This is a genomic window from Pseudomonas saxonica (genome assembly GCF_007858365.1).
GTDB classification, from domain to species: Bacteria; Pseudomonadota; Gammaproteobacteria; order Pseudomonadales; family Pseudomonadaceae; genus Aquipseudomonas; species Aquipseudomonas saxonica.
In genome coordinates, this window is record NZ_VFIO01000001.1 from 943,275 (window position 1) to 969,613 (window position 26,339).

Genomic DNA, 26,339 nt, shown 5'->3' on the forward strand with positions numbered 1-26,339 from the left:
CGGACTACAAATACACCGTTACAGACACGCGGCCAATACCTTGACCAGCTTTTGCGCCCTCGGGTCCATTAATACATAAGGTCCCAAGGTGTTAGTTACAAATCCGAATGTCACTTCTCGCTCCGGATCAGCAAATCCTATTGACCCCCCTGCGCCGGGGTGACCAAACGCCTTTGGCCCCAGCCCGAACGTAGCGTTCGGTACATTCGGTTGATCCAGCATGCAACCCAGCCCGAATCGTGTCTGGGTCAGCAAGGTTTTATCCTCGCCAATGCTGTGTTCGCGGGTCAGTTGCTCCAGCATTTCGGCTTCAAGCAAACGGCCATCAAGCAAACCGCTATAAAAGCCGGCCAAGCTGCGGGCATTGCCATGACCATTAGCCGCGGGTTGCTCCATACGGCGCCACTCCGGCGTATTGGTGCTGGTCATGATAGAAGGTGGATTGGCAAATGCTCGCGTAGTCATGGAATTTGGCTCGCGCATCATCGTCATCAACATACGTTTCGACACCTCATCCCCCTCATTGCCCTTGCTGCGGGCAACATGGGCGACCCGGTAAAACTCGTCGTCTGCCAGCCCCACATGGAAATCCAGCCCCAACGGCTTGGCCGTGCGGGCCACGATCGACTGGCCAGCACTGCGACCGTCCGCACGCCGAATCAACTCGCCCAGCAACCAGCCATAGGTAATCGCGGCATAACCGTGGCCCTCACCCGGCGTCCACCACGGTTCTTCGGCGGCTAGCGCATCTACCATGGTCTGCCAGTCATACAAAGCTTCGCGTGGCAGCATTTGGCGTATCGCCGGCAAACCGGCCCGATGGCTCAGCAACTGGCGCAGCGTGATGGCCTGCTTACCGGCTGCCGCAAATTCGGGCCAGTAACGAGCAACGGGTACATCCAGCTCCAGTTTGCCTTCTTCGACCAATTGCAGCGCCGTGACTGCCGTAAAAGGTTTGGTGCACGAAAACAGATTGGCAATGGTGTCGGTGTGCCAGGGTTGATGACCGTCTTTGTCGGCAGTCCCCGCCCACACGTCCAGCACTGTTTCACCGGCTATCTGGACACACAAGGCAGCACCGCGCTCTTGCGGATCATTAAACAGATCAGCAAATGCCTCGCGAACCGTTTCAAACTGAAGGTCGTGAAAACCTTGAATCTGCACCACCTACCTCCTGGATCAAGCATGGCTGTCAATGGCGTGCATTGTTCCAGCCCCGGTCAAATTTTGAAACAGAGCAAAGGTCTCAACCGCACAAATTTTGTGCGTTAGGCAGACTTCCACGACCGTATCAGCGGCGGAGTGGATTTTTTGTGAAAATGGCGAGGGTAATGCGGGATCAATCGCGGTTCTTCAGAACCCTCTCCAGACGCAAGAGGGTCCTGAAAAGTGAAGCTCAGAGTGCGGCGTAAACCCGGGTTGCCAGCTCTCTGGCCCGTGGGTCCATCAAGACGTGACTGCCCATCGTCGTAGTGACAAACCCGAAGGTCACGTCGCGTTCCGGATCAGCGAAGCTGACAGGGCCACCCAGCCCCACATGGCCAAACGTATTGGGGCCCATGCAGTTAGATGCTGCGGGGTCGGCTGGCTGCTCCATCATGCAGCCCAGGCCATAGCGCATAGGTCTCAAGAGCGTGCGGTCCATGCTGTTGCTGTGTTCGCGGGTGAATTCACTCAGTAACTCCGATCCGATCAATTGACCGGCCAGCAGCGCACTGTAGAAACCCGCCAGGCCATGGGCCGTACCGTGCCCATTCACGCCAGGCTGGCGATAACGCCACCATCGGGGATCGTGAGTGGTTTTAGGACCGAATCTTGGATTGGTAAAGGCAAGCGTGGCCACGTGCTCGGGTTCATTGACAATGACCTCGCGCAGATCAAGTGCATATTGATCACCGACTCGTCCTTCGGCGCGATCGAAATGTGCAATACGATGAAAATGCTCGTCAGCCACCCCCATGTGCACTTCCAGCTCATAAGGCTGTGAGATGTTTTCTGCGATAAACGTACAAGGGTCCCGCCCATCCACCCGCCGAATCAGCTCACCGATAATCCAGCCATAGGTCAGGGCGCCATAGCCCAGATCAGTCCCTGGTTGCCACCACACAGGTTCGGCCGCCATTATTTCCACCATGTCATCCCACTCAAACATGATGGGCGTGCGATTCGGCAGCCGCAGGGCGGGAATGCCCGAGGTGTGTGACATCACCTGCCGCAAGGTGATGCGCTCTTTGCCGCCTTGAGCGAACTCAGGCCAGTAGCGGGCAACTGGGGCGTCCAGCTCCAGCTTGCCCTCTTCTACCAGCATCAAGGCAGCCACTGCCGTAAACGGCTTTATGGCGCAATAGGTATTAACCAGTGTGTCGCGATCCCAAGGTTTTTGACCCTCCAGATCCGCCACTCCGGCCCACAGATCGACCACTGTTTCGCCGCCGACCTGCACACACAGTCCTGCCCCACGCTCCTGCGGGTCGTCGAAGATTGACTCAAACGCCTTCTGAACGGCTTCGAACCCACTTGCACATCTTCCTTTAGCTTCCATCTCGAAGACTCCATTCAGTTGGAACGGATGACCTTAGTTTTTAAATGGAATTAATAAAGAAGCTAACCCTTGATGAGCGACGAAATGCATCGCCACTCATCCGGTTCAGATGATCAGTGGCCTTTACCCGAGTGACCGCCTGCATGCCCTGTGCCAGAGCGTTCGCCATTACCTTCCTGCGGCGTTTGGCGAGCGGCTTTGACTGCGTGTTCGGCATCCACTTGCGCCTTGGCGGCTTCATCGCCCAATTGGTCGAGGGCTTGAAGGTTGGTTTTGCGAACACTTTCAACAAAGCCGGTAAAGGGCAGGTCAGTGATGCCGATCATGCCAAAGTGACCGTTCTCGCCATCAAGCAGGCGGCCTGTCACGGGCTGGTCCAAATACTGGAACCAGTGCACACCGACAATCGAAGGGTCGGCCACGGCCTGTTTGATGAATTTCGCGTACGCAGGCCCACGGGCCTCTTCGTTGGCGACCTCTGTTACACCCCCCCAGAACGGGCCACGGTCACGCGAGCCGAAGTTGAACTCGGTAATCATTACCGGCTTGTTCAATTCGCGCAGTTTGGCGAAGTCATAGCCGTCCTGGGGTTGCAGGGTATAAAAGTTGAAACTCAACACATCGCAGTACTGAGCGCACGAAGCCACTGCTTCCGGAGTACTGACCGAAAACCTCCCGCCGAGCAGCAAATGATTGGGCGCATGCCATTTCAGAGAGTCCGAGATGGTCTTGAAATACGTATCGGCGAAGACCTTTTGGAAATACTGATAGTCCGCCTCGATTTCCGGATGCTCGGGATTGGGCATGGGGGCCTCAAAACCCGGGTCTTCCATCAATTCCCAGGCAGGGATATCAACGCCCCAGGCTTTTGACAGGCCTTGCTGGTTGCGATACTTGTCACGCAACTGCTTGAGGAACGCTCGCTTGGCAGGCACATCAGTGGTCAAGCGCAAGGTGCCGAAAGCGAGGGCATAACGCGACTTTGGATCAGCTCCGGGGCCAGCCCACGCCAGTTCGTTATCGGCAAAGTAGCCAATCAGCCACGGGTCATCACGGTGATCGCGGGCAGCAATGGCCACCGCGCGCTCTGTGGCCATGGCAAAACGCGGGTCGAACGGGTCAGGCATGCCACCCCACCAGTCGGTGCCGGTACTGATGCTGGCATAATCGCCAACAATCGACAGCGGCAAGGTATAAGGCACGCGGTCGTTGAGGCCAAGTGCCGGGTCACTCCAGTTACCGATGGTGTTAAAGCCCCAGGCCTGCAAGCGATCCAGGGTATGGGTTTGCCAGCGCTTGGCATCAAACGCTTCAGGCGCACACGGAATAACAGGTTCTGCGCCGGGCTGTGTTTTGCCGGCTACGCAGGGCTCACCATAAATACGTTGCAGGTTGGCCCCATAGAAGTTGTACCAACGACCGGCGTTGAACCCACGGCCCTGCGAGGCACCGTTGCCGTTGTTGTTGTTCGAAGAACCGTAATAACCCGCCAGCGGTGCATCGCCTTTGGGCAGGTCAGTAAACATCCACTCGCGGCCAGCGATGTACGTCTGACTGTCGTTGGCGGTAACCGCATTAAGCCCCAGCGAGAAAAACGGGTGCCCCTCAGGCGTCACCAGATTCCAGCGACCATTGCGCTTTTCAGTGTGGAAGAAACCGGTGGCCTCAAACGCCGGACCTTTCAGCCAGCCGCCGTATTTATCAACATCGGTACGGTTGGCCAACCATCCCTTGAGTTGCTGCTGTTCTTTGGCGGCAGCGGCTTTGAGTTGTTCGTCATTGGCCACACGCTCCGGCCACTTGGCCCGGGTTGACTGGCCGTAACCATCGACAATTGAGCCATATACCGACTGGATGACACCCTCGCCGTCCTGAACACCGAAGCGCTCCAGCAATATGCTTTGCGCGGCTTTGGGTTGCGGGATCGACAGCGTCACTGAAGCCACTTGGCTGCGATCAATCTGGCCCTGGCTGCTGGCCAGCAGAATGCGCTGCCCGTCGAGGGTCATTGGCATCGGCGGGCCTGCACGCATCCCCTGGCTATGCGGCGTATTGGCCTGCAATGGCAGCAGCAATGTTTGCGCAGGACCTGGCGGCAAATCGACACGACTGGTGAGGGTCTTGCCGTCCGAACTCTTGACGGTGATATCGAGGGTCAGAGCCCAGTTCATCGCATTCTGGATACGCAGAGTCATCATGCCCGACTGCGACCAGTCCCAAACTCCGGTCTGCGGGGATAACCGCAAGTTGGGCGCGTCTGCCGGACTGAACGTCACGCGGCGCAGTACTTCGCCTTCGGCCGTTTGCTCCGCATTGTATTGCGGCAAGGTCGCATCTTCGGTCGCCACCTGCACCACATCGGCAGGGCGAACGAAATTGAACAGGGTTTGTTGACTGGTAGGCGCTGCCAACAGCGGCGTCGTGACCAGCAGCGCAAAAACAGCAGAGAGCGAGCGGCGAATCATATGGATCAGGTTCTCCCTAACGGCCGAAAGTCGGCCTGTGAGGTTTCGAATGTCACAGCATAGACGACAGCAAAGCCGGCCATTGAGCCGGCCTGCACTTATGAAATTTCACGACGAAAAGGCGGCAGGGCATTGAGGATTGCTTTGCCATAGCGCTGAGTCACCAGCCGACGATCCAGCAAGGTGATAGTGCCGCGGTCCTGCTCAGTACGCAGTAAACGACCACACGCCTGTACCAGTTTGAGCGAGGCATCAGGCACCGAAATTTCCATGAACGGGTTACCGCCCCGGGCTTCGATCCACTCAGCCAAAGCGGCTTCGACGGGGTCATCAGGCACCGAGAACGGAATTTTGGCGATGACCACGTGTTCGCAGTACGCGCCGGGCAAATCCACCCCTTCGGCAAAACTGGCCAGCCCGAACAACACGCTGGAATCGCCGCCGTCCACTCGCGCCTTGTGCTTGTTAAGGGTTTCCTGTTTTGACAGGTTGCCTTGAATGAACACTTGTTTGCGCCAGTCGCGCTCCAGGCCGTCGAAGACGTCCTGCATTTGTTTGCGCGAGGAGAACAGCACCAGCGTGCCCCGCGAGCCCTCAACCAGGCCGGGCAAGTCACGAATGATTGCCGCCGTATGTGCCACGGCATCGCGCGGGTCGGCTTTGAGGTCAGGTACGCGCAAGACTCCGGCATCTGCATGATGAAACGGGCTTGGCACCACCGCCGTGACCGCGGCTTTGGGCAGCCCGGCGCGCATGCGAAAACGGTCAAATGTGCCCAGCGCAGTCAATGTCGCCGACGTCACCAGCGCGCCGTAGGCGACGTTCCACAGGTTGCGGCGAAGCATTTCGGCGGCAAGAATCGGGCTGGCATTCACCTCGATATCAAACAGCGAGCCGCTCTCGGCCAGCGTTAGCCAGCGTGCCATGGGAGGGCTGTCTTCAGGATCTTCGGTGGTGAAAGCCGTCCACAGTTCCCAATTACCCTGAGCACGGGACAACAGACTGCCGAACAGCGGGTACCACTCTTCGGCCTGATTGCTGGTGATACCAATATTGACCTCACCATCCATGCCGTCCTTGAGAATCTCGGTCAGACGAGTGAACAGATCGGTAAGGCGCGAAAAGCCTTTTTTAAGTTCGATGCCCATTTCACGCAAGTGATCAGGAATTAGCCCCCCAACGAAACGGTGGCGCGGACGCTCACGCCCCTCGGGCTCGTCACCAGTCTTGAAGTCGGCGATTTGCTCGCAGGCGCTAAACATGAACTGTTGCTGGCCCTTGATCTCTTTCGCCAGCTCCGGCACCTGCTCAAGCAAACGCCCCAAATCACCCGGCAACGGGTGTTGAGCCAGCAGTTTGGTCAGGTTTTTGGCGGTTTGCTCCAACCAGTCGGCCGTTGAGCGCAAACGGGTGTAATGCGCGAAATGACCGATGGCCTTGTCGGGCAAGTGATGCCCTTCATCGAACACATACAGCGTGTCCCGTGGGTCGGGCAGCACTGCGCCGCCGCCCAGCGCCAAATCGGCCAGCACCATGTCGTGGTTGGTGACGATCACATCCACCTTGCTCATGCCTTCGCGCGCCTTGTAAAAGGCGCACTGGCCGAAGTTGGGGCAATGACGGTTGGTGCACTGACTGTGATCAGTGGTCAGGCGCGCCCAGTCCTGGTCTTCCAGGGCTTGGGGCCAGCTGTCACGGTCGCCATCCCACTTATTGCCGGCGAGCTTTTCGATCATGCTGGTAAACAGCTTTTGACTGGCTTCATCGACTTCAATCTTGAAGCCTTCTTCTTCAAACAACTGCGCCGTTGCGGTCTGTGCGTGACCTTCTTGCAGCAGCATGTCGAGTTTGGACAGGCACATATAGCGCCCGCGCCCCTTGGCCAGCGCGAAGCTGAAATTCAGCCCGCTGTTACGCATCAAGTCGGGGAGGTCTTTGTAGACAATTTGCTCTTGCAGCGCGACAGTCGCCGTGGCGATCACGAGACGCTTGCCCGCTGCTTTGGCCGTGGGAATGGCCGCCAGACTATAAGCAACGGTTTTACCCGTGCCGGTGCCGGCCTCTACTGCAACCACGGCCGGGTCACCACTGCGGTGGCCTTCATCATCGGTGTCGATGTCGCCCAGCACTTTGGCCACTTCGGCGATCATCAAACGCTGGCCATAGCGCGGCTTGAGGCTCTTGGCTTCGAGAAAACGCGAGTATGCGCCCTGGATCTGGGATTTGAGTTCGGTACTAATCATGGTTCTTCGGGCGCAAGAAACGCTGGATAAATTTTCAGTGGTTCGAATGGCCGCTATCATACCCCGCTAATTCATCCTGCGCCGAACGGAGTACCCCAATGACAGCCTTTGCCCTCGCCTACAGCCTTCATTTATTGGCCGCCATGCTATGGGTGGGCGGCATGTTTTTCGCCTGGATGATCCTGCGCCCTGCTGCTGTGGCGGCCCTTGAGGGGCCTGCACGGTTGAAGCTGTGGGCAGAAGTGTTTCAGCGTTTTTTTGTGTGGGTGTGGGTGGCAGTGGTCATTTTGCCGATAAGCGGTGTGGGGCTGTTACAGATGCGGTTTAGCGGTTTTGAAACCGCGCCACGCTATGTACAGGTGATGATGGGTTTGTACATTGTGATGGTAGCGTTGTTTATTCGGGTTCAGTCATTGCAGGTGCCGGAGTTACGCCGGGCAGTAGAGGCTCAGGAGTGGGCGGCCGGTGCGGCGGTGATGGGCAAGATTCGGCGCTTGGTGGGGTGTAACTTGATAGTGGGAGTGGTGCTGGTAGCCATTGCGGCCGCACGCCCGATGTTTTGAGAAATACAGCTGCAAGCTTGCCGCTTGCAGCTGGAGTTTCATCTACAACCGATTGATTGTTACCGCACCCGCACTGCCTACTTCGCCCGGCTGACCGGCCAAGCCTGGACGTCCCGGTTTGGCGCCATCGGTGCGGTAAACCACGCAGCCTTTTGATTTACCCCCCGCACCAGGCCGACCGGCTTCGCCCGGGTTACCGCCCGCCCCGCCGTCAACCCGAACGCTGACCCAGTCATCCGGGTAGTCGCGGGGCAATTCGAGACGCACGTGGGCACCCGCAGCACCTGCCTGCCCATCACCGCCATTGTCTCCGTTATGACCTTTGCCCGCAGAACCCCAAGTGCAACCCGGCTCCGAGCCGTTGCCACCATCAAGCCCCGCATAACCGGGCGCACCCTTGCCGCCACGCGCATCAATAATCAGCTTGGGCGCTTGCAACGATTCAATCCGAACATTCAGATCACGGGCCGGGCGGGCTGGTTTTTCATAATTGCCAGCAGCGCCACGGGCGTTGATCTGGCTGCCCTCTTCCAGTTCAGCCTGAGCCACGCGCAATTCAATGGCAGTGTCGGCCGGCACGATGGTGATGCGCGCCTCTCGCCCCAGATGCAATTGGTCGATGCTGACCTGGGTCACACCCGCCGGGATCAGCAACGTGCCGTATTCAGCCACATCGAGTTTTTCCAGCTGCAGCACGCCCGTAGTGGCAGGCAAGCGCATGAAGGTATTGGGTTCAACCCTGACAACTTCAGCATGGGCAAAAGGGCTGCACAGGGCAGCCAACAGGCATAACTTACGCATGGCTGGGGTCTCGCTCGGTCGAAGGACGAAAAGTCTGTACGTGAAGAACGCCCAATAACAGGATGTACAGGCGGTCACGCCAAGGATGCGGACGATCCCGCAGGCTGCGATTGAATAAAAGTATTTCAAGCAAATGGGTGAGCAACAATAAGCTGCCCGCCAGATTAATCAGTAAATCAAAGGGGTTAATCAGCGGTTTGAAGACGTTGTAGAGCGCCACCCCCCAAAACAACACCATCAGTATTTTCCCCAACCCCCAAAGCACCTTCATACCCCTTGCCCTATATAAGTTTTTCTTTGACCGTACATTAACGGCTCGCAGGAGGGGGACGCCAGTAAACCGGACAAATTTATTCACTGACCGTTGATTCCGGTCTTGGAAGCCGCCAAACGCCTCGAAAGTAAAGACACGCCGCCCGTTCTGCACACACCTGGCGATAGGCACTAGGCCGCAAGGCTTGAGCAGGCTAGTCTTGGTCGTTCTGATTGAGGACTTTCCATGACGTCTGGTTTTTCTACACGCACGCCCCAGCAAGCATTGGCGGCATTGCTTGATCGCTATGCGCCCCCACGCCTGCTGGTTGTCGGCGCCAGCGAGTTCCCGGCGCTGGCCGCGTTCAAGAACGCGCACCCGGATGCCGTTGTCTGCCATGCAAGACCGGGTGCTTTGCCCTCAAATCTGGCAGCACAACGCTTTGATCTGGCGCTGGTGCTCGATTGTCTGGAGCATTTGCCCAAACGCGAAGGACTGGAACTGTTGGGCGGTATTCGCAACCTTAACGCCAGCCGTATTGCTGTGCTGGCGGATCTGAACGCATGTGGCTGGGCAGAAACTGACTTTTTCGCCCTGGCCTTACAAAGCAGTGAGCATTTCCAGCGCGATGAACAGGTACTGACGCTGTTCACTTACGACCTGCGCGAGTACAAGCAAGTCCCCGACTGGCTCAATGCAAGGTTTTGGGCCAATCCCGAGAATTTTGGCAAATATTGGTGGTAACCCCATGAGTACCTCTATTTGCCCGTGCGGCAGCGGTAATTCGCTCGACGCCTGCTGCGGGCAGTATCACGCCGGTCATCCGCCTCCCAGTGCCGAACTGTTGATGCGGTCACGCTACAGCGCCTACGTGCTGGGGCTGATTGACTATCTTGTTGGGACGACGTTGCCCGTGCAGCAAGCAGGGCTTGATCGCCAGTCCATTTCCCAGTGGAGCGCGCAAAGCACGTGGCTGGGTCTGGAGGTTGAAAACAGCGAAGTGTTCGGCGGCCAACCGGAACACGCGTTTGTGACCTTTACTGCACGGTGGCATGACGCCAACGGCGAGCACAGCCATCGTGAACGCTCTTCATTTGTGCAATGTGCAGGTCGTTGGTATTTCATCGACCCGACCGTGCCGCTTAAAGTCGGACGCAATGACGCTTGCCCGTGTGCCAGCGGACTCAAATTCAAAAAATGTTGCGCCGGCTTTTTCAACCAGTAATCGGGTGAAAACCTGATCAGGAGTAGCGAATGGATTCTCGAACTCGAATAACTCGAACCCTCTTGTTGATGATGGTTCTGACACTCTCGGGTTGTGCCTCCTGGTTTGGTTCCGGTGACAAAGACCCACAAGTGCAGTTGGTTCGCGTCGAACTGGTCAAGGCCAAGGTGCTGGAACAACGCTTCAAGTTGCACTTCAGGGTCGATAACCCCAATGACTCGACGTTGACCGTGCGCGGTATCCGATATGCGGTGTACCTGGGGCCGATAAAACTCAGCGAAGGTGAATACAGCCAGTGGTTCAGCGTGGAGCCCAACAGCCACGCCCAGTTTGTGGTGCCGATCCGGACCAACCTGTGGCCCCATGTGCGGACCTTGGTCAAATTGCTTGAAACACCCGAGCAAGCCATCCCCTATCGTCTCGAAGGCACACTTGAAACAGGCCTGTTCTTCGGTAACGACGTGCACGTGATGCGTAAAGGCGAGATAATCGCCGCCGATTTTATTCCAGAGTGATTCAGTAATGACCCAACAACCCCACGTTCATGGCCCAGACTGCAACCACGATCATGATCACCATGATCATGCCCATGACCACGACAACGGTCACGTACATGGCCCTCACTGTGGCCATGCGCCTCAAGAACCTGTGCGCAACGAGCTGAAAGACGTTGGCCGCAACGACCCGTGCCCTTGTGGCAGCAACAAGAAATTCAAAAAATGCCACGGCGCCTGATCGTTTAAAGCGCCCGGCACACGCCGCACCTGCCTTGGGCATGTGCGGCGTGTGTGTTTTTGCAAACATGAAAATTCCCACAAACACCTTCAACCGATGCGCCATAGGGAGTAAAACAGAGAGCCCGCAGTGAATTGCAAAGGCTGCGTGAACCTTCCTTTCTGGAGCTCTTCATGATCGATCTTTATTACTGGACCACCCCCAATGGGCACAAAGTCTCGTTATTTCTTGAAGAAGCCGGTCTGCCCTACACGATTCATCCGATCAATATCGGCAAGAACGAACAGTTCGCCCCGGACTTTCTGAAGATTTCCCCGAATAACCGCATCCCGGCAATTGTCGATCAGGCGCCAGCCGATGGCGGCGGCCCCCTCTCCCTCTTTGAATCAGGCGCCATCCTGCTCTATCTCGCAGAGAAAACCGGGCGCTTCCTGCCTAAAGACCTGCGTGGACGGCAAATGGCCTTGCAATGGCTGTTTTGGCAAATGGGTGGCCTTGGCCCGATGGCCGGGCAAAACCATCACTTCAATCGCTTCGCCCCCGAAAAAATCCCCTACGCGATAAAGCGTTACGTCGACGAAACCACGCGCCTGTACGGCGTGCTGAACAAGCAATTGGAAGGCCGCCAGTTCGTAGCGGGAGACGAGTACAGCATCGCTGACATGGCCATTTATCCGTGGATTGTGCCGCACACCTGGCAAGGTCAGAACCTTGACGACTTCCCGCACCTGAAAGTGTGGTTTGAGCGCATCCAAGAGCGCCCAGCGACTGTACGGGCCTATGCGCTGGTCGAAAAAATCAACCCGCCGCACTAAACCACATCTGTAGCCGCTGACGAGCAGCGCGAAGCGATCGTAAACCTGACCACTGTGATGCGCCGACACACTGAAGTGAATGGTTTTACGACTGCGATGCAGCCGGACGCAGTCTCGCGCTGCTCGCCAGCTGCTACAGGTTTTTGCATTATCAATCAGCCACCAAGATAGCGCTTGCGCAGTGTCATCGGCCTCACTAACGTAGCGCCTTTCGACGACACTACCCCCCGCAGGAGCTTTGCCATGGCCTCGCCAGCCCTTTTTCGTTTTTTACCCCGGTTCGGCGCTGCCGCGGCAATAGGCACCTTGCTGGGTCTGGCCGGTTGTCAGAGCCAAAATAATGCAGGCGAGAGTCTGGTTCCCACCTCTGGCACACAGCCACTTAAAGGGCTGGCACAAAACGTATCGGTTCGGCGCAACAGCCAAGGCATGCCGCTGATTGAAAGCAGCAGTTTCCATGACGCCTTGTTCACCCTGGGTTACGTACACGCCAGCGACCGTATCAGCCAAATGGTGCGCCTGCGCCTGATGGCTCAAGGCCGATTGGCGGAACTCAATGGCAGCGATGCACTGCCCGCCGACCGCCTGATGCGCAGTATCAATCTGAAAGCCAATGCCGATGAACTGTATAGAAGCGCGTCCCCGCGCCTCAAAAAGTTCTTCGAGGTATACGCGCGCGGAGTCAACGCCTACCTGTTCCGCTACCGCGACAAGCTCCCGGCCGATCTGGCTCAGGCCGGCTATAAAGCCGAGTACTGGAAGCCCGAAGACAGTGCGCTGATTTTCAGTTTGTTGAGCTTCGGCATGTCGACCAACCTGCAAGAAGAGCTCAATTCGCTCGCACTCGCGCAAACAGTCGGCACTGACAAACTCGCCTGGCTAACCCCCACCTATCCAGGTGAAGCCTTGCCTGCAGCCGAAGCCGACAAACTCAAAGGTCTCGACCTTGGCCGCCAGTTACAAGGTTTGAGCGGTGTGAACCAAGCCCTTGAGCAGGTCACACAACTGAGCCTGCCCGGCGTCACGGCGTCCAGTGACTGGGCCATCGCCCCCCAACGCAGCCGTAGCGGCAAAAGCTTGCTGGCCAACGACATTCACCAGCCCATCGGCGTACCGTCAGCCTGGAGTTACGTGCAAATCCGCGCGCCTAAATACCAGGCAGCAGGCGCCACGATCGCCGGCCTGCCCACCTTGTTTGCCGGGTTCAACGGCAAGGTTGCCTGGGGCATGAGCATGGCCATGGGCGATAACCAGGATGTGTTTCTGGAAAAACTCAAACGCCAGGGCAACACGCTTTATTACCTGGCAAACGGCAAATGGCTACCGGCCAAAGCACGCACCGAAACCTTTTTCATCAAGGGTCAGCGCCCGGTCCGCGAAACGATTTATGTCACCCGCCACGGGCCATTGCTCAACAGTGCATTGGGCACACCGACAGCACTGAATAGCGGCCTGGGTCTTGCCCTGCAAACCCCGGAAGTGAAAGGCGATAAAACCCTGGATGCGTTCTTCGACCTGTCCCGCGCCCAGAACAGTGAAAAAGCGTCTGACGCCAGCCGAGAAATCCGCGCTGTCGCGCTCAATCTTCTGTATGCCGATGCCAGCCATATTGGCTGGCAAGTCACCGGGCTATATCCAAACCGCCAGGAAGGCATCGGGCTGCTGCCGTCGCCGGGCTGGGACAGCCGCTATGACTGGAATGGTTACGCCGACGCGATGCTTCACCCCTACGATCAGGATCCGACTCAGGGCTGGCTGGGCACGGCCAACCAACGCACGGCGGCATTTGGTTACGGCATGCAGTTGTCCAATTCGTGGCTGTCGCCGGAGCGCAGCGAACGTCTTGCGCAATTGGCTGGCAGTGGCAAGCAGGACGCTCGCAGCATGATTGCGATGCAATACGACCAGACCACCCTGTTTGCAGCCAAGCTCAAAGCCATGTTCAGTGCACCCGGCATGGCCCAGCCATTGAAGCAGGCCATTGCGGCCTTGCCTGCGGCAGATCAAAGCAAAGCCCACGAAGCCCTGACCCGCTTGATGGCCTTTGACGGCAAACTCAGCGCCACCTCAGCCGATGCCGCGTTGTACGAGCTGTTCTTGCAAACCAGCACCCAACAGATTTTTCAGGATGAACTGGGCCCTGAAAACAGCGCGGGCTGGAACGCCTTTATCGCCAATGGCGGCCAATCGTATTCCGCTCAGGCCGATCACTTGCTGGGCCGCGAAGACAGCCCGTTCTGGGATGACACCCGCACCCCGCAAAAAGAGGACAAGCCCGCGATACTGGCCCGCAGCCTTGTCGGCGCAATCAACACGGGCGATAGCCTGATGGGCAGCGATCACAAGGCGTGGCAGTGGGGCAAGTTGCATTATTACCTGTGGCGCAACACCACGGGTCAGACTGTTCGCGGCCCGATAGCGGCAGGCGGCGACCACACCACGCTCAATATGGCGGCTTACAACGTAGGAGCAAACTCCTTCGAAACGACCCTCATACCGGCGATGCGCATGATCGTCGACTTTGGTCAGATTGAACCGATGATGGCTCAAAACAGCACCGGCCAATCCAGCAACCCGGCCAGCCCGCACTACCTGGATGGCATTGATCCGTGGCTGAAGGGCCAATACATCAGTTTCCCGATGCAGCCGCAAAATTTCGACAGGGTGTACGGCAAAACCCGCCTGACACTGGTGCCGGGTAAATGAATCAACCCGGATAAACCGTAGCAGTTGACGAGTAATGCGAGGCTACGATCGGCGGCGCAGCCGTCGTAACCCCTTATATCTGGTGCATCGTCGAATGCAGCCTCGCATTACTCGACAGCGGCTACAGGCGTTGCACTTCGGGATCGAACTTCCCGCCCTGCCCTGCGCTCTCAATTAACAAGCCCTCTGCCCCGGCATGCTTATGGACCTTGTTATCGCTCGTCCCGAAGGGTTGTATTGCCCGCCCGGTGATTTCTACATCGACCCATGGCGTGCCGTGGAGCGGTCAGTGATCACTCACGGCCATGGCGACCACGCCCGTACGGGCAATTCTCATTATCTGGCCGCAGAACCCGGCGCTGGAATTCTGCGCGCGCGACTGGGGCAGGATATTAACCTGCAAACCCTGGCGTATGGCGAAACGCTCAAACATCAGGGTGTCACCCTCAGCTTTCATCCAGCCGGTCATGTGTTGGGTTCCGCCCAGGTTCGGCTTGAGTACGAGGGCGAGGTGTGGGTCGCGTCGGGGGATTACAAAGTCGAACCCGATGGCACCTGCGCACCGTTCGAACCCGTGCGCTGTCACACCTTCATCACGGAGTCGACGTTTGGCCTGCCGATTTACCGCTGGCAGCCTCAAGCCGAGATATTTGCCGAAATTAATCACTGGTGGCGCGCCAATCAGCAACAGGGCAAAGCCAGCGTGCTGTTCTGTTATGCGTTCGGCAAAGCACAACGCATCTTGCACGGGATAGATTCAACCCTCGGCCCCATCGTCGCCCACGGTTCAGTCGAGCCGCTGAACCGCGTCTATCGCGACGCAGGCATTTTCATCCCGCCGACGCTGTATGCCGGCGACATAAAGAAAAACGACCCGCTGCTTCGTCAGGCGTTGATTCTAGCGCCGCCGTCTGCGGGCGGCAGCACCTGGATGCGCCGGTTTGGCGATTACAGCGACGCGTTTGCCAGCGGCTGGATGCGCCTGCGAGGACCTCGTCGGCGCCGGGGCGTAGACCGTGGCTTTGTGCTTTCCGACCATGCTGACTGGCCGGGTTTGTTGTGGGCGATTGAGCAAACCGGCGCCGAGCGGGTGATGGTGACCCACGGATCAGTGGCAACGCTGGTGCGCTACCTGAGCGACAAAGGCCTCAACGCTCAGGGCTTCAACACTGAGTACGGGGACGACGAAGAGGCGATGCCAGAACCGGAGCCTGCCCCATGAAAGCCTTTGCGCAGTTATACAGTGAGCTGGATGCCACAACGTCCAGCAATGCCAAGCTGGCCGCGTTGCAAGGCTACTTCAGCCAGGCTCAACCCAGTGACGCGGCGTGGGCCGTGTATTTCCTGGCCGGTGGGCGGCCACGGCAATTGGTACCCAGCCGGGTTTTACGTGAAATCGGCATGCAATTGGCGAACTTACCCGAGTGGTTGTTTGAAGAGAGCTATCAAGCGGTCGGGGACCTGGCTGAAACCTTGTCCCTGTTGCTCCCTGAAAACCGCCACACTAGCGAAGCCGGATTGGCCGAGTGGGTTGAACAGCAATTGCTGCCCTTGCGCGGTCAATCGCCAGCAGACTTGGCGCAGCGATTACCGGAGTTATGGGCGCAACTGGATCAACAAAGCCTGATGGTGTGCATCAAGCTGATCACCGGCAACTTTCGGGTGGGCGTCTCCAAGTTACTGATCACCCGCGCCCTTGCTGCATTAGCCGGAGTCGACAGCAAACGCGTGGCTCAGCGTTTGGTGGGTTATACCGAACTCTCACGCACACCCACCGCGGCCGATTACCTCAAGCTGATCGCCATTGAGTCCGCTGACGAACACGCCCTGCGCGGGGGCCAGCCCTACCCTTTTTTCCTGGCTCACCCCCTGCAACTGCCAACAGAACAGTTCGACGCACAACTGGGACCATGCAGCGACTGGCAGGTGGAATGGAAGTGGGACGGCATCCGCGCCCAAATCGTCAAACGGGAGGGTCAGGTATGGATATGGTCAAGAGGCGAAGAGCTGATCAGCGAACGCTTTCCGGAGTTACAGCGCATGGCCCTCGACTTGCCCGACGGCACGGTATTGGACGGTGAAATCGTTGTCTGGAAAGACTCTGCCGATGCTAAGACGCCGGCCGTCCAGCCCTTCGCCCTGCTGCAACAACGGATCGGCCGAAAAACCCTCAGCAAAAAAATACTCAACGATATTCCCGTCGTCGTGCTGGCCTATGACCTGCTGGAGTGGCAAGGCGACGACTGGCGCCAACACACCCAACACCAACGCCGGGAGCAACTGGAGTCCGTGGTCAACACCAGCAGCGACCCGTGCTTGCGGCTGTCTCCTGTCCTGCAGGGCAAAGACTGGGCGGATCTGGCCCAACAGCGCCTCGCGTCACGCAGCCTCGGGGTTGAGGGCATGATGCTCAAGTCGCGCAATGCTCACTATGGCGTTGGGCGCACGAAGGAGGTGGGCGTGTGGTGGAAGTGGAAAGTCGACCCGTTCAGCGTTGATGCAGTATTGATTTACGCTCAGCGCGGCCATGGCCGGCGCGCTAGCCTGTACAGCGATTACACCTTTGCCGTATGGGACGGGCCCGCCGAAAAAGCCGACCGCCAACTAGTCCCGTTCGCCAAGGCATATTCCGGGCTGACCGATGAAGAAATGCGCAAAGTGGATGCGATTGTGCGCAAAACCACGGTCGAAAAATTCGGCCCGGTCAGCAGCGTCACGCCCAGCCTGGTGTTTGAATTGGGCTTTGAGGGAATCGCCCTGTCAAAACGCCATAAAAGCGGCATTGCCGTGCGTTTTCCGCGCATGCTGCGTTGGCGGCATGACAAGGGCATCCAGGACGCCGACAGCCTGGAAACACTCAGTGCCTTATTGAATTGAGGCGTTCGCCCTGTTTTGGCGCGCCCCCGTGTTCGTGCTCCAAAATGGACACTTACAACCCTAATTGACCCTTTTCAGCCCTTTTACCGACTGGCAATACGACTTTGGATCGGAAATTGCTACTGCGCCTCTGTCGTGGCTTTGCAGTAACAGTACTCACGCGCCATAAGCGCTCAATGGTTTTAGGGAATGAATAATGAAAAAAGTCTTTCTGGCCCTTTCTGCACTCACCTTATGCATGGCTGCGGGCACCGCGTTTGCCAAAGAGTACAAAGAGCTGCGCTTTGGTGTAGACCCTTCCTACGCCCCTTTTGAGTCCAAAGCTGCCGACGGCAGCCTGGTGGGTTTTGATATCGACTTGGGCAATGCCATCTGCGCCGAACTGAAAGTGAAGTGCAAATGGGTCGAATCCGATTTCGACGGAATGATTCCGGGGCTTAAAGCCAAAAAATTTGATGGCGTTATCTCGTCCATGACCGTCACCCCCGCCCGCGAAAAGGTCATCGATTTCTCCGATGAGCTGTTCTCCGGGCCGACCTCTCTCGTGTTCAAAAAAGGCTCGGGCCTGGACGCAACCCCCGAATCGCTCAAAGGCAAAACTGTCGGCTATGAGCAAGGCACCATTCAAGAAGCCTATGCCAAAGCGGTTCTGGACAAAGCCGGGGTTAAAACACAGGCCTATGCCAACCAGGACCAAGTGTACGCAGACCTGATCTCTGGCCGCCTGGACGCATCGATTCAAGACATGTTGCAAGCCGAGTTGGGCTTTTTGAAATCACCGCAAGGCGCCGGTTATGAAGTCAGCAAACCGGTAGACAGTGAACTGCTGCCCTCGAAGACAGCCATCGGTATCAATAAAGGTAACAAAGAGCTACAAGCCCTGCTGAACAAAGGTATCAAAGCGTTACATGACGACGGTACTTACAGCAAAATCCAGAAAAAACACTTCGGTGATTTGAACCTGTACAGCGGCAAGTAAAACCCCGGCGCCCACTGCCCAGTGGGCGCTTTACGACACGCCACAGGTTTGATTGTCATGGTCGATACTCTGCTGCAAAACCTTGGGCTTTCATCTCTCAGCCTTCAGGGCTTTGGCCCGCTGTTGCTGGAAGGCACGTGGATGACCCTCAAGTTATCGGTACTGTCGCTGGCAGTGAGCGTTCTGCTCGGCTTGCTGGGCGCCAGCGCCAAACTCTCCAGCCTTAAAGTGCTGCGCCTCCCCGCTCAGCTCTACACCACGCTGATTCGCGGCGTTCCCGACCTGGTGCTGATGCTGCTGATTTTCTATAGCCTGCAAACCTGGTTAACGAGCCTTACGGACGCGATGGAATGGGAGTACATCGAAATCAACCCGTTCAGTGCCGGGGTCATCACCTTGGGGTTTATCTACGGGGCGTACTTCACTGAAACCTTTCGCGGGGCAATCCTCTCTGTGCCCCGTGGTCAGGTTGAGGCCGCAACCGCTTATGGGCTCAAACGCGGGCAACGGTTTCGTTATGTGGTGTTCCCGCAAATGATGCGCTTCGCCCTGCCGGGCATCGGCAACAACTGGATGGTGATGCTCAAGGCCACCGCACTGGTGTCAATCATTGGCCTGGCCGATCTGGTCAAGGCGGCGCAGGATGCAGGCAAAAGCACCTATCAACTGTTTTATTTTCTGGTCATCGCCGCGCTGATCTATCTAGCCATTACCAGTGCCTCCAACTTCGTCATCCGCCGGCTGGAACGCCACTACGGCGCAGGCGTGCGGGAGGCGGTGCGATGATTGAGCTACTGCAAGAATACTGGCGCCCGTTTCTCTACAGCGACGGCTATCACCTGACCGGCCTGGCAATGACGTTGTGGCTATTGAGTGCCGCCCTGGTGATCGGCTTTGTGGTGTCGATCCCGCTATCGATTGCGCGGGTCTCCGCCAACCCCTGGGTACGCTGGCCGGTACAGTTCTACACCTACCTGTTTCGCGGCACGCCCCTGTATATCCAACTGCTGATTTGCTACACAGGGATTTACAGCATCGCAGCCGTTCGCGCCCAACCCCAACTGGATGCGTTCTTTCGCGATGCCATGAATTGCACGATTCTGGCCTTTGCCCTGAACACCTGCGCCTACACCACCGAAATTTTTGCCGGGGCCATTCGCAGCATGGCTCACGGGGAAGTCGAAGCGGCCAAAGCCTACGGCCTGAGCGGCTGGAAACTTTATGCTTATGTGATCATGCCTTCGGCCTTGAGGCGCTCGTTGCCGTTTTACAGCAATGAAGTGATCTTGATGCTGCACTCGACCACCGTGGCCTTTACCGCAACCATCCCCGATGTTTTGAAGGTGGCCCGGGACGCGAACTCAGCGACGTTTCTGACCTTTCAATCATTCGGTATCGCAGCCGTCATTTACCTGAGCATTACCTTTATGTTGGTCGGTTTGTTTCGTTTGGCAGAACGCCGCTGGTTAGCCTTCCTTGGGCCTGCTCACTAGGATTTTCACATGCAGCGACATCAGTCCCATCCCTTGCTGGCACCTGTTCCCGGCACAGAACGGCATATCCACAGCTTCCACTACGGCCCTGCCGCTCCACAGGGCAAGGTCTACATACAAGCCTCCCTGCATGCCGATGAGCTACCTGGCATGTTGGTGGCCTGGCACCTCAAGCAGCGGCTGGCCGAACTGGAAAGCGCCGGCCTGTTACGCAGTGAAATCGTGCTGGTGCCCGTCGCTAACCCGGTGGGCCTTGACCAAGTGCTGATGGACATTCCGTTGGGGCGTTATGAGCTTGAAAGCGGGCAAAACTTCAATCGGAACTTCCTCGACCTCAGCACGCAAATCGGTGACGAGCTAGAAGGCCAGTTAAACCAAGACCCTGCGCATAATCTGCAACTGATTCGCCATCATCTGCGTCAGGCCATGTCGGCGCAAACACCGACGACGCAACTGCACTCACAACGCCTGACCCTGCAAACGCTGGCTTGCGACGCCGATCTGATCGTGGATTTGCACTGCGACTTTGAGGCCGTGGCCCACCTCTACACCACGCCGCAAGCCTGGCCGCAGGTTGAGCCGTTGGCGCGCTATCTGGGCGCTCAAGCCAGCCTGCTGGCAACGGACTCGGGCGGCCAGTCATTTGACGAATGCCTGCCCTTGCTGTGGTGGCAATTGCAACAACGCTTTGAGCATTGCTATGCCATCCCGCAGGGCTGTTTTGCCGTCACCGTTGAGCTGCGCGGCCAGGGCGATGTCAGCCATGCCTACGCCGAGCAAGATTGCCAGGCATTGATTGATTACTTGATCGACTTTGGCGCGATTTCAGGAGCCGCCAACCCCTTGCCGCCGCTGCTTTACCCCGCCACCCCATTGGCCGGGGTAGAGCCTGTTGCAACGCCGGTGGGCGGGTTACTGGTTTTTAGCGCAAAACCTGGCGACTGGATCGAGGTCGGCCAGATGATTGCCGAAATCATTGATCCTGTCAGTGACCGCCTGACACCGGTGCATGCCACCCGCGCCGGCCTGCTCTTCGCCCGCTCGTTAAGGCGGATGGCAACTGCGGGCATGGTGATCGCCCACGTGGCCAGCCGTGACGCTTATCGAAGCGGCTACCTTCTTTCTGCTTGAGGTGTGCATGTACAAACTGACCGTTGAAGGCCTGCATAAACGCTATGGCGACAATGAGGTGCTCAAAGGGGTGTCGCTCAAGGCCAAAACCGGGGATGTCATTTGTCTGATCGGCGCCAGCGGCTCAGGCAAAAGCACCTTTTTGCGCTGCATCAACTTTCTCGAAACACCCAACGACGGCGCAATGACACTGGATGGACAGTTGATTCGCATGGTGACCGACAAAAACGGCATGCGGGTTGCCAGCGACGATGAGCTGCAGCGTTTGCGCACCCACCTGGCCATGGTCTTTCAGCACTTCAACCTGTGGAGCCATATGACAGTGCTGGAGAACATCACCCTGGCACCGCGCCGGGTGCTGGGCGTCAGCAAAAAGGAGGCTGAAGAACGCGCCCGACGCTACCTCGACAAAGTAGGGCTGGCGTCCCGCGTCGCGGATCAATACCCGGCTTTCCTGTCAGGCGGCCAGCAGCAACGCGTAGCGATCGCACGGGCACTGGCGATGGAACCCGAAGTCATGCTGTTCGATGAGCCGACCTCAGCGCTTGACCCAGAACTGGTGGGTGAAGTGTTACGGGTCATTCAAGGGCTGGCCGAAGAAGGCCGCACCATGATCATGGTGACCCACGAAATGAACTTTGCGCGCAAAGTCGCAAGTCAGGTGATGTTCTTGCACCAAGGTCTGGTCGAAGAACAAGGCCCCCCTCAAGAGGTACTCGACCACCCCAAGAGCGAGCGCTTGCGCCAGTTTCTCAGTGGCAATCTGAAATAGCCCAGGATGGTTTTATTCGGCACTAATGCCGGTCGCGTGCGGTCTCTGAAACAAGCCCACTCAGAGTGTCGCACTCGCCATGGCACGTTCATCCCGCTACGCAACCCAGTGGTTCAGCAGCCGCCAGTGGAAGCCTTTCAGCTTTCAACGCCAGGTGTGGGCCGCCATTCAACAGGGGCAATCGGGCTTGCTGCATGCGTCGACAGGCGCGGGCAAGACCTATGCCGTGTGGTTTGGCGCCCTGAATCGCTTTGCAACCTCAACGCCACCCGCCCCAAGCGCACCCCCTCGCGCGCGTAAGCCTGCGTTCGCGCCCCTCACCGTGCTGTGGATCACCCCGATGCGGGCGCTGGCGGCAGACACGGCCCGCGCCCTTGAGGCGCCGTTGGCAGAGCTGAACATCCCCTGGAGCGTGGGTTTACGCACCGGCGATACCAGCAGCAGCGAACGTGCCCGCCAAGGCCGACGTCTGCCCAGCGCCTTGGTGACCACGCCCGAGAGCCTGACCCTCTTGCTCACCCGAGCCGATGCCCAGACACAAATGAGTCATCTGCGCATGGTTGTGGTGGACGAATGGCACGAATTGATCGGCAACAAGCGCGGCGTGCAATTACAACTGGCCCTCGCTCGCCTGCGGCACTGGAATCCTGCACTGATCGTGTGGGGAGTTTCTGCCACGCTGGGCAATCAGGCACACGCCCAGCAAGTGTTGCTCCCTCAAGGCGACGGGGTGAGCGTGGAGGGCAAAGTCATCAAGGACTTGCACATCGACACCTTGCTGCCACCCACGCTTGAACGCTTCCCCTGGGCCGGGCATATCGGCCTGCGCATGCTGCCTGCGGTGATTGCCGAGGTTGAGAGCAGTTCCAGTTGCCTGATTTTCACCAATACCCGAGCGCAGTCAGAGCTGTGGTATCAAGCCATGCTGGAGGCTCGCCCCGACTGGGCCGGGCTCATCGCCTTACATCATGGTTCATTGGCCCGCGAGGTACGCGACTGGGTGGAACGAAGCCTTAAGGAGGGGCGGCTCAAAGCTGTGGTGTGCACCTCCAGCCTGGACCTGGGAGTAGACTTTCTGCCCGTTGAGCGCGTGTTACAGATCGGCTCAGTCAAAGGCATTGCCCGCCTCATGCAGCGCGCAGGCCGGTCGGGGCATGCACCGGGCCGTGCCTCGCGGCTGACCCTGGTGCCCACCCATAGTCTGGAACTTGTTGAGGCGGCGGCCGCCAAAGCGGCCGTGGCCGCACGCATGATCGAACCGCGCGAATCCCCGCGCAACCCGTTGGACGTGCTGGTCCAGCATTTAGTGAGCATGGCACTGGCTGGTGGTTTCAGACCTGACGAACTGCTCACCGAAGTGCGCAGTACGTGGGCCTATCAGGACTTGAGTGACGAACAGTGGCGCTGGGCCTTGGCGTTTGTCCGCCACGGCGGCCACTCTTTGACGGCCTACCCCGACTATCAGCGGGTAGAGCCGGATGCAGAGGGCCGCTGGCAAGTGCCCAATGCCCGGCTGGCACGACGCCATCGCATGAGCATCGGCACTATCGTCAGCGATGCCAGTATTCAGCTCAAATACTGGAGTAAAGGTGGCGGCGGCAAGGCGCTGGGCAGCGTGGAGGAAGGCTTTATCGCCCGCCTCAAACCCGGCGATGGATTTTTGTTTGGCGGGCGTTTGCTGGAGCTGGTGCGGGTTGAAAATATGACCGCCTATGTAAAACGCACTACGGGCAAAAAAGCGGCCGTGCCACGCTGGAACGGAGGCCGCATGCCGCTGTCCAGCGAACTGGCAGAGGCTGTTGTGGCCCAACTGGACGCGGCTCGTCACGGGCACTTCGAGGGCCCCGAAATGCAAGCGGTAAGGCCTTTGTTAGAAGTCCAACAGCAATGGTCAGCGCTGCCCGGCAGCCAAACACTTCTGGCCGAAGCCCTTAAGTCTCGTGAAGGCTGGCACGTGTTTATTTACCCGTTCGCCGGGCGTCAGGTGCACCTGGGGCTGGCCAGCCTGCTGGCATGGCGCATCAGCCGACAACAACCGTTGAGCTTTTCAATCGCAGTCAACGACTATGGTTTCGAGCTGCTGTGTGCGACCGAAGTGAATTGGTCAGCGCTATTGCGACCCGAATTATTCAGCGAAGAACATCTGTTGGCCGATGTTATGGCCAGTCTCAATGCCGGAGAGCTGGCTTTGCGACGCTTTCGCGAAATTGCACGCATTTCCGGTCTGGTGTTTGGTGGCTACCCCGGCGCGCAAAAAAGCACGCGGCAAGTGCAAGCTTCAAGCGGATTATTCTACGAGGTGTTCAAAAACTACGACCCTGACAACCTCCTGCTCACACAAGCTGAAGAGGAAGTCTTGCGTCAGGAGCTGGATATTACGCGCCTTGAACTCACGCTGAAGGACATTCGTGCGCGTACGCTGGATCTGCAACTCATCAAGCGCGCCACGCCTTTTGCCTTCCCCCTGCTGGTGGAACGCTTTCGTGAAAGTCTGAGCACCGAAAAACTCGCCGACCGCGTGGCCCGAATGGTCAAGGATCTGGAAGCGGCGGTGACAAAAGGCTCGAAAAAATGATGAAACGCGCACTTACCGTCAATCTCGCGGACGAAGACATATGCTTGCTGGCAGAAAAAGCCCTGTACTGGCCGCGTCACAGGGCACTGCTGATCGCCGACGCACACTTCGGCAAGGCGGCCGCTTATCGACGTTTTGGTCAACCGGTCCCTGTCGGTACCACTCAAACCAACTTAGACGTACTTGATCAGCTTCTGGCCGAGTATGACTGCCAGCAGATCATCTTTTTGGGGGATTTCTTACACGCCAAAGAGTCTCACGCGCCTCGCACACTGGCTTTGCTTGAACAATGGCGAGCACGACACGCTGAATTGAAGTTGACACTGATTCGCGGCAATCACGATTTACGCGCGGGCGATCCACCTGCGCAACTGCGCATAGAAGTCGTGGCAGAACCGCTACTGATGGCGCCTTTTGCCTTGCAACACGAGCCGGTGCCGCACCCGACCCATCACGTGCTGGCCGGGCATGTACACCCTACTTATCGACTGCAGGGCAGAGGCCGGCAAAGTGTGCGCGCCCCCTGCTTCAGCCTGGGTGAGCGCATTAGCTTGTTACCGGCTTTTGGTGCTTTCACAGGCGGGATGAATATCGACGCTGGCGCCAGCAACCATCGTATTTATCTGGTTGCAGACGGGGCCGTATGGCCACTGACCACATTCGTCTGATTACGCCACGGGAGCGGGTGGTGGCTCGTCAGGAATGGTCGGTACGCCGGGCTCAGTGGGCTGCGGGGTGTCCGGATCAGGCTGGCCGGGAATACCACCGGCTTGCAGATGAGGCTGGGCGAGGAGTGACCACGCCAACAGCCCAACCTGATTGGGCTCAAGGCTTGCCAATTGGGCTTGGATACTCGGATCAATCTTCATAGGGCACTCCTGAGCGATAATCCGGCCCGCGGGGTGCGCAACCGGGAATACACTCAATAGAGTGCAAAATCGCTCAAGAATTCCCTAAGGTCATCAGGTACGCGGCAAGGTGACGCCGCGCTGGCCCTGATACTTGCCGCCACGATCCTTGTAAGACACTTCACATTCTTCGTCGGATTCAAAGAACAGCATCTGCGCGACACCTTCATTGGCGTAGATCTTGGCCGGCAGCGTGGTCGTGTTGGAAAACTCCAGTGTTACGTGACCTTCCCATTCAGGCTCAAGCGGCGTGACGTTAACGATGATGCCGCACCGTGCATAGGTGCTTTTACCCAGACAGATGGTGAGCACGTTACGCGGGATGCGGAAGTACTCAACCGTGCGCGCCAGCGCAAAAGAGTTGGGCGGGATGATGCACACATCGCTCGTGACATCCACAAAGCTGCCGGCATCGAAGTTCTTCGGATCAACGGTTGCCGAGTTGATGTTGGTGAACACCTTGAATTCATTCGCGCAACGCACATCGTAGCCATAGCTCGATACGCCGTAGGAGATAAGACGGTTCTCACCCTCTTCACGCACCTGCCGCTCGACGAAAGGTTCGATCATGCCGTGCTCTTGCGCCATGCGGCGAATCCACTTGTCTGGTTTGATGCTCATGGCGGGTGTCCTGAATAGCGAGGTAGAAAAATTCTGATCGGCATCTTACCGCCCCATAAGGCCCGGTTCAAAAATCTGGAAGAAAAATATTGAAAATAGCTTAAGAAGCCGTGAATACAGGGTGCAAGGGCAACCGCCAGTCACGTTTTTAGAGAAACCTTCGCAAAGACCCTTTGCACGTTTGGAAAAAAGCGTTAAGGTGGCGCCACTGTGTTGCTTGTGTCACTGAGAATCTCTACACGATATGTTGAATTTCGATCCAACCATCTCCAAGAATTTTTCCTGCTCTTTGCACTCAGTCTCGGCCAGGGCTTTTCCTGCGTCGCAGTTATCTTTGTTCAAGGAGTTACACCATGTCTAATCGCCAAACTGGTACCGTTAAGTGGTTCAACGATGAAAAAGGCTTCGGCTTCATCACTCCACAATCCGGTGACGACCTGTTTGTTCACTTCAAAGCAATCCAATCCGACGGCTTCAAAAGCCTGAAAGAAGGCCAACAGGTTTCTTTCATCGCTACTCGCGGTCAGAAAGGCATGCAAGCTGAGGAAGTTCAAGTTATCTAACTTGTACTGATCCAGTAAAAAACCCCGCCCTCAAAAGCGGGGTTTTTTTATGCCTGCAGAAAATGAAACCGC

General features: G+C 57.6%; 25 protein-coding genes. 17 read left to right on the forward strand and 8 right to left on the reverse strand.

Going from position 1 to position 26,339, the window contains the following annotated elements:
* Positions 1 to 18 precede the first annotated feature (18 nt).
* The 4 genes from FJD38_RS04395 to dinG all read right to left on the reverse strand — a co-directional run bounded on the left by FJD38_RS04395 (position 19) and on the right by dinG (position 7,250).
* On the reverse strand, positions 19 to 1,164 hold the full coding sequence (locus tag FJD38_RS04395; RefSeq protein ID WP_122784745.1) for a serine hydrolase domain-containing protein: 1,146 nt from the start codon (positions 1,162 to 1,164) through the stop codon (positions 19 to 21).
* A gap of 232 nt (positions 1,165 to 1,396) precedes the next feature.
* Positions 1,397 to 2,542 carry a serine hydrolase domain-containing protein gene (locus FJD38_RS04400; RefSeq protein WP_146384075.1) on the reverse strand — a complete coding sequence of 382 codons (1,146 nt, stop codon included), beginning with the start codon at positions 2,540 to 2,542 and terminating at the stop codon, positions 1,397 to 1,399.
* Between the two features lie 113 nt (positions 2,543 to 2,655).
* Positions 2,656 to 5,007, reverse strand: coding sequence for a beta-galactosidase (locus FJD38_RS04405; protein WP_122784747.1), 2,352 nt, complete (start codon positions 5,005 to 5,007; stop codon positions 2,656 to 2,658).
* Positions 5,008 to 5,105: 98 nt separating this feature from the next.
* The gene (dinG, locus tag FJD38_RS04410) at positions 5,106 to 7,250 is read right to left on the reverse strand and encodes an ATP-dependent DNA helicase DinG (protein WP_122784748.1); all 2,145 of its coding nucleotides are present in this window, start codon (positions 7,248 to 7,250) and stop codon (positions 5,106 to 5,108) included.
* 98 nt (positions 7,251 to 7,348) lie between these two features.
* Here dinG and FJD38_RS04415 point away from each other — a divergent pair, with 98 nt between their 5' ends.
* Positions 7,349 to 7,813: a CopD family protein gene (locus tag FJD38_RS04415; RefSeq protein ID WP_122784749.1), complete on the forward strand. Its 465-nt coding sequence runs from the start codon at positions 7,349 to 7,351 to the stop codon at positions 7,811 to 7,813.
* Positions 7,814 to 7,855: 42 nt separating this feature from the next.
* On the opposite strand, the gene FJD38_RS04420 is transcribed toward FJD38_RS04415, so the two are convergent.
* Both FJD38_RS04420 and FJD38_RS04425 read right to left on the reverse strand, forming a co-directional pair.
* Positions 7,856 to 8,614: a collagen-like protein gene (locus FJD38_RS04420; RefSeq protein WP_122784750.1), complete on the reverse strand. Its 759-nt coding sequence runs from the start codon at positions 8,612 to 8,614 to the stop codon at positions 7,856 to 7,858.
* A complete protein-coding gene (locus FJD38_RS04425; RefSeq protein WP_122784751.1) occupies positions 8,607 to 8,885 on the reverse strand; it encodes a DUF1145 domain-containing protein in 279 nt (92 codons plus the stop codon). The genes FJD38_RS04420 and FJD38_RS04425 overlap by 8 nt, the downstream gene beginning before the upstream one ends.
* 228 nt (positions 8,886 to 9,113) lie before the next feature.
* Here FJD38_RS04425 and FJD38_RS04430 point away from each other — a divergent pair, with 228 nt between their 5' ends.
* The 15 genes from FJD38_RS04430 (at position 9,114) to pdeM (ending at position 24,843) form a co-directional block, all read left to right on the forward strand.
* On the forward strand, positions 9,114 to 9,611 hold the full coding sequence (locus FJD38_RS04430; protein ID WP_122784752.1) for a DUF6231 family protein: 498 nt from the start codon (positions 9,114 to 9,116) through the stop codon (positions 9,609 to 9,611).
* Between the two features lie 4 nt (positions 9,612 to 9,615).
* Positions 9,616 to 10,092, forward strand: a complete 477-nt coding sequence (locus FJD38_RS04435) for a YchJ family protein (protein WP_122784753.1) — start codon at positions 9,616 to 9,618, stop codon at positions 10,090 to 10,092.
* A 29-nt stretch (positions 10,093 to 10,121) separates the two neighbouring features.
* Positions 10,122 to 10,607, forward strand: coding sequence for an LEA/WHy family protein (locus FJD38_RS04440; protein WP_199750880.1), 486 nt, complete (start codon positions 10,122 to 10,124; stop codon positions 10,605 to 10,607).
* A 7-nt stretch (positions 10,608 to 10,614) separates the two neighbouring features.
* On the forward strand, positions 10,615 to 10,827 hold the full coding sequence (locus FJD38_RS04445; protein ID WP_122784755.1) for an SEC-C metal-binding domain-containing protein: 213 nt from the start codon (positions 10,615 to 10,617) through the stop codon (positions 10,825 to 10,827).
* A gap of 173 nt (positions 10,828 to 11,000) precedes the next feature.
* On the forward strand, positions 11,001 to 11,642 hold the full coding sequence (locus FJD38_RS04450; RefSeq protein ID WP_122784756.1) for a glutathione binding-like protein: 642 nt from the start codon (positions 11,001 to 11,003) through the stop codon (positions 11,640 to 11,642).
* Between the two features lie 243 nt (positions 11,643 to 11,885).
* Positions 11,886 to 14,348, forward strand: coding sequence for a penicillin acylase family protein (locus FJD38_RS04455; protein ID WP_146384077.1), 2,463 nt, complete (start codon positions 11,886 to 11,888; stop codon positions 14,346 to 14,348).
* A 202-nt stretch (positions 14,349 to 14,550) separates the two neighbouring features.
* On the forward strand, positions 14,551 to 15,570 hold the full coding sequence (locus tag FJD38_RS04460) for a ligase-associated DNA damage response exonuclease (protein WP_122784758.1): 1,020 nt from the start codon (positions 14,551 to 14,553) through the stop codon (positions 15,568 to 15,570).
* A complete protein-coding gene (locus tag FJD38_RS04465) occupies positions 15,567 to 17,225 on the forward strand; it encodes an ATP-dependent DNA ligase (protein ID WP_146384079.1) in 1,659 nt (552 codons plus the stop codon). Before FJD38_RS04460 ends, FJD38_RS04465 begins: the two co-directional genes overlap by 4 nt.
* Positions 17,226 to 17,421: 196 nt before the next feature.
* Entirely contained in the window at positions 17,422 to 18,204 is a 783-nt protein-coding gene (locus FJD38_RS04470; protein WP_122784760.1) for an ABC transporter substrate-binding protein, read from the forward strand.
* Positions 18,205 to 18,261: 57 nt separating this feature from the next.
* Positions 18,262 to 18,990 (forward strand): ABC transporter permease, encoded by a 729-nt coding sequence (locus tag FJD38_RS04475; RefSeq protein ID WP_122784761.1) that lies wholly within the window; start codon positions 18,262 to 18,264, stop codon positions 18,988 to 18,990.
* Complete coding sequence (locus FJD38_RS04480) at positions 18,987 to 19,697, forward strand: ABC transporter permease (RefSeq protein WP_146384081.1); 711 nt, start codon at positions 18,987 to 18,989, stop codon at positions 19,695 to 19,697. Before FJD38_RS04475 ends, FJD38_RS04480 begins: the two co-directional genes overlap by 4 nt.
* 9 nt (positions 19,698 to 19,706) lie before the next feature.
* The gene (locus FJD38_RS04485; RefSeq protein ID WP_146384083.1) at positions 19,707 to 20,828 is read left to right on the forward strand and encodes a succinylglutamate desuccinylase/aspartoacylase family protein; all 1,122 of its coding nucleotides are present in this window, start codon (positions 19,707 to 19,709) and stop codon (positions 20,826 to 20,828) included.
* Positions 20,829 to 20,835: 7 nt separating this feature from the next.
* Complete coding sequence (locus FJD38_RS04490) at positions 20,836 to 21,600, forward strand: ABC transporter ATP-binding protein (RefSeq protein WP_122784764.1); 765 nt, start codon at positions 20,836 to 20,838, stop codon at positions 21,598 to 21,600.
* Between the two features lie 79 nt (positions 21,601 to 21,679).
* Positions 21,680 to 24,175 (forward strand): ligase-associated DNA damage response DEXH box helicase, encoded by a 2,496-nt coding sequence (locus FJD38_RS04495; RefSeq protein WP_146384085.1) that lies wholly within the window; start codon positions 21,680 to 21,682, stop codon positions 24,173 to 24,175.
* Positions 24,175 to 24,843 (forward strand): ligase-associated DNA damage response endonuclease PdeM, encoded by a 669-nt coding sequence (gene pdeM / locus FJD38_RS04500; protein ID WP_146384087.1) that lies wholly within the window; start codon positions 24,175 to 24,177, stop codon positions 24,841 to 24,843. Before FJD38_RS04495 ends, pdeM begins: the two co-directional genes overlap by 1 nt.
* Here pdeM and FJD38_RS04505 read toward each other — a convergent pair whose 3' ends face one another.
* Together FJD38_RS04505 and dcd are read right to left on the reverse strand one after the other, a co-directional pair.
* Complete coding sequence (locus FJD38_RS04505) at positions 24,844 to 25,044, reverse strand: hypothetical protein (protein WP_122784766.1); 201 nt, start codon at positions 25,042 to 25,044, stop codon at positions 24,844 to 24,846. It abuts the gene before it with no gap.
* 93 nt (positions 25,045 to 25,137) lie between these two features.
* The gene (gene dcd / locus FJD38_RS04510) at positions 25,138 to 25,704 is read right to left on the reverse strand and encodes a dCTP deaminase (protein WP_016779707.1); all 567 of its coding nucleotides are present in this window, start codon (positions 25,702 to 25,704) and stop codon (positions 25,138 to 25,140) included.
* A gap of 353 nt (positions 25,705 to 26,057) precedes the next feature.
* Between dcd and FJD38_RS04515 the strand changes: the two genes are divergently transcribed.
* Positions 26,058 to 26,267 (forward strand): cold-shock protein, encoded by a 210-nt coding sequence (locus FJD38_RS04515; protein WP_002554837.1) that lies wholly within the window; start codon positions 26,058 to 26,060, stop codon positions 26,265 to 26,267.
* Positions 26,268 to 26,339 lie beyond the last annotated feature (72 nt).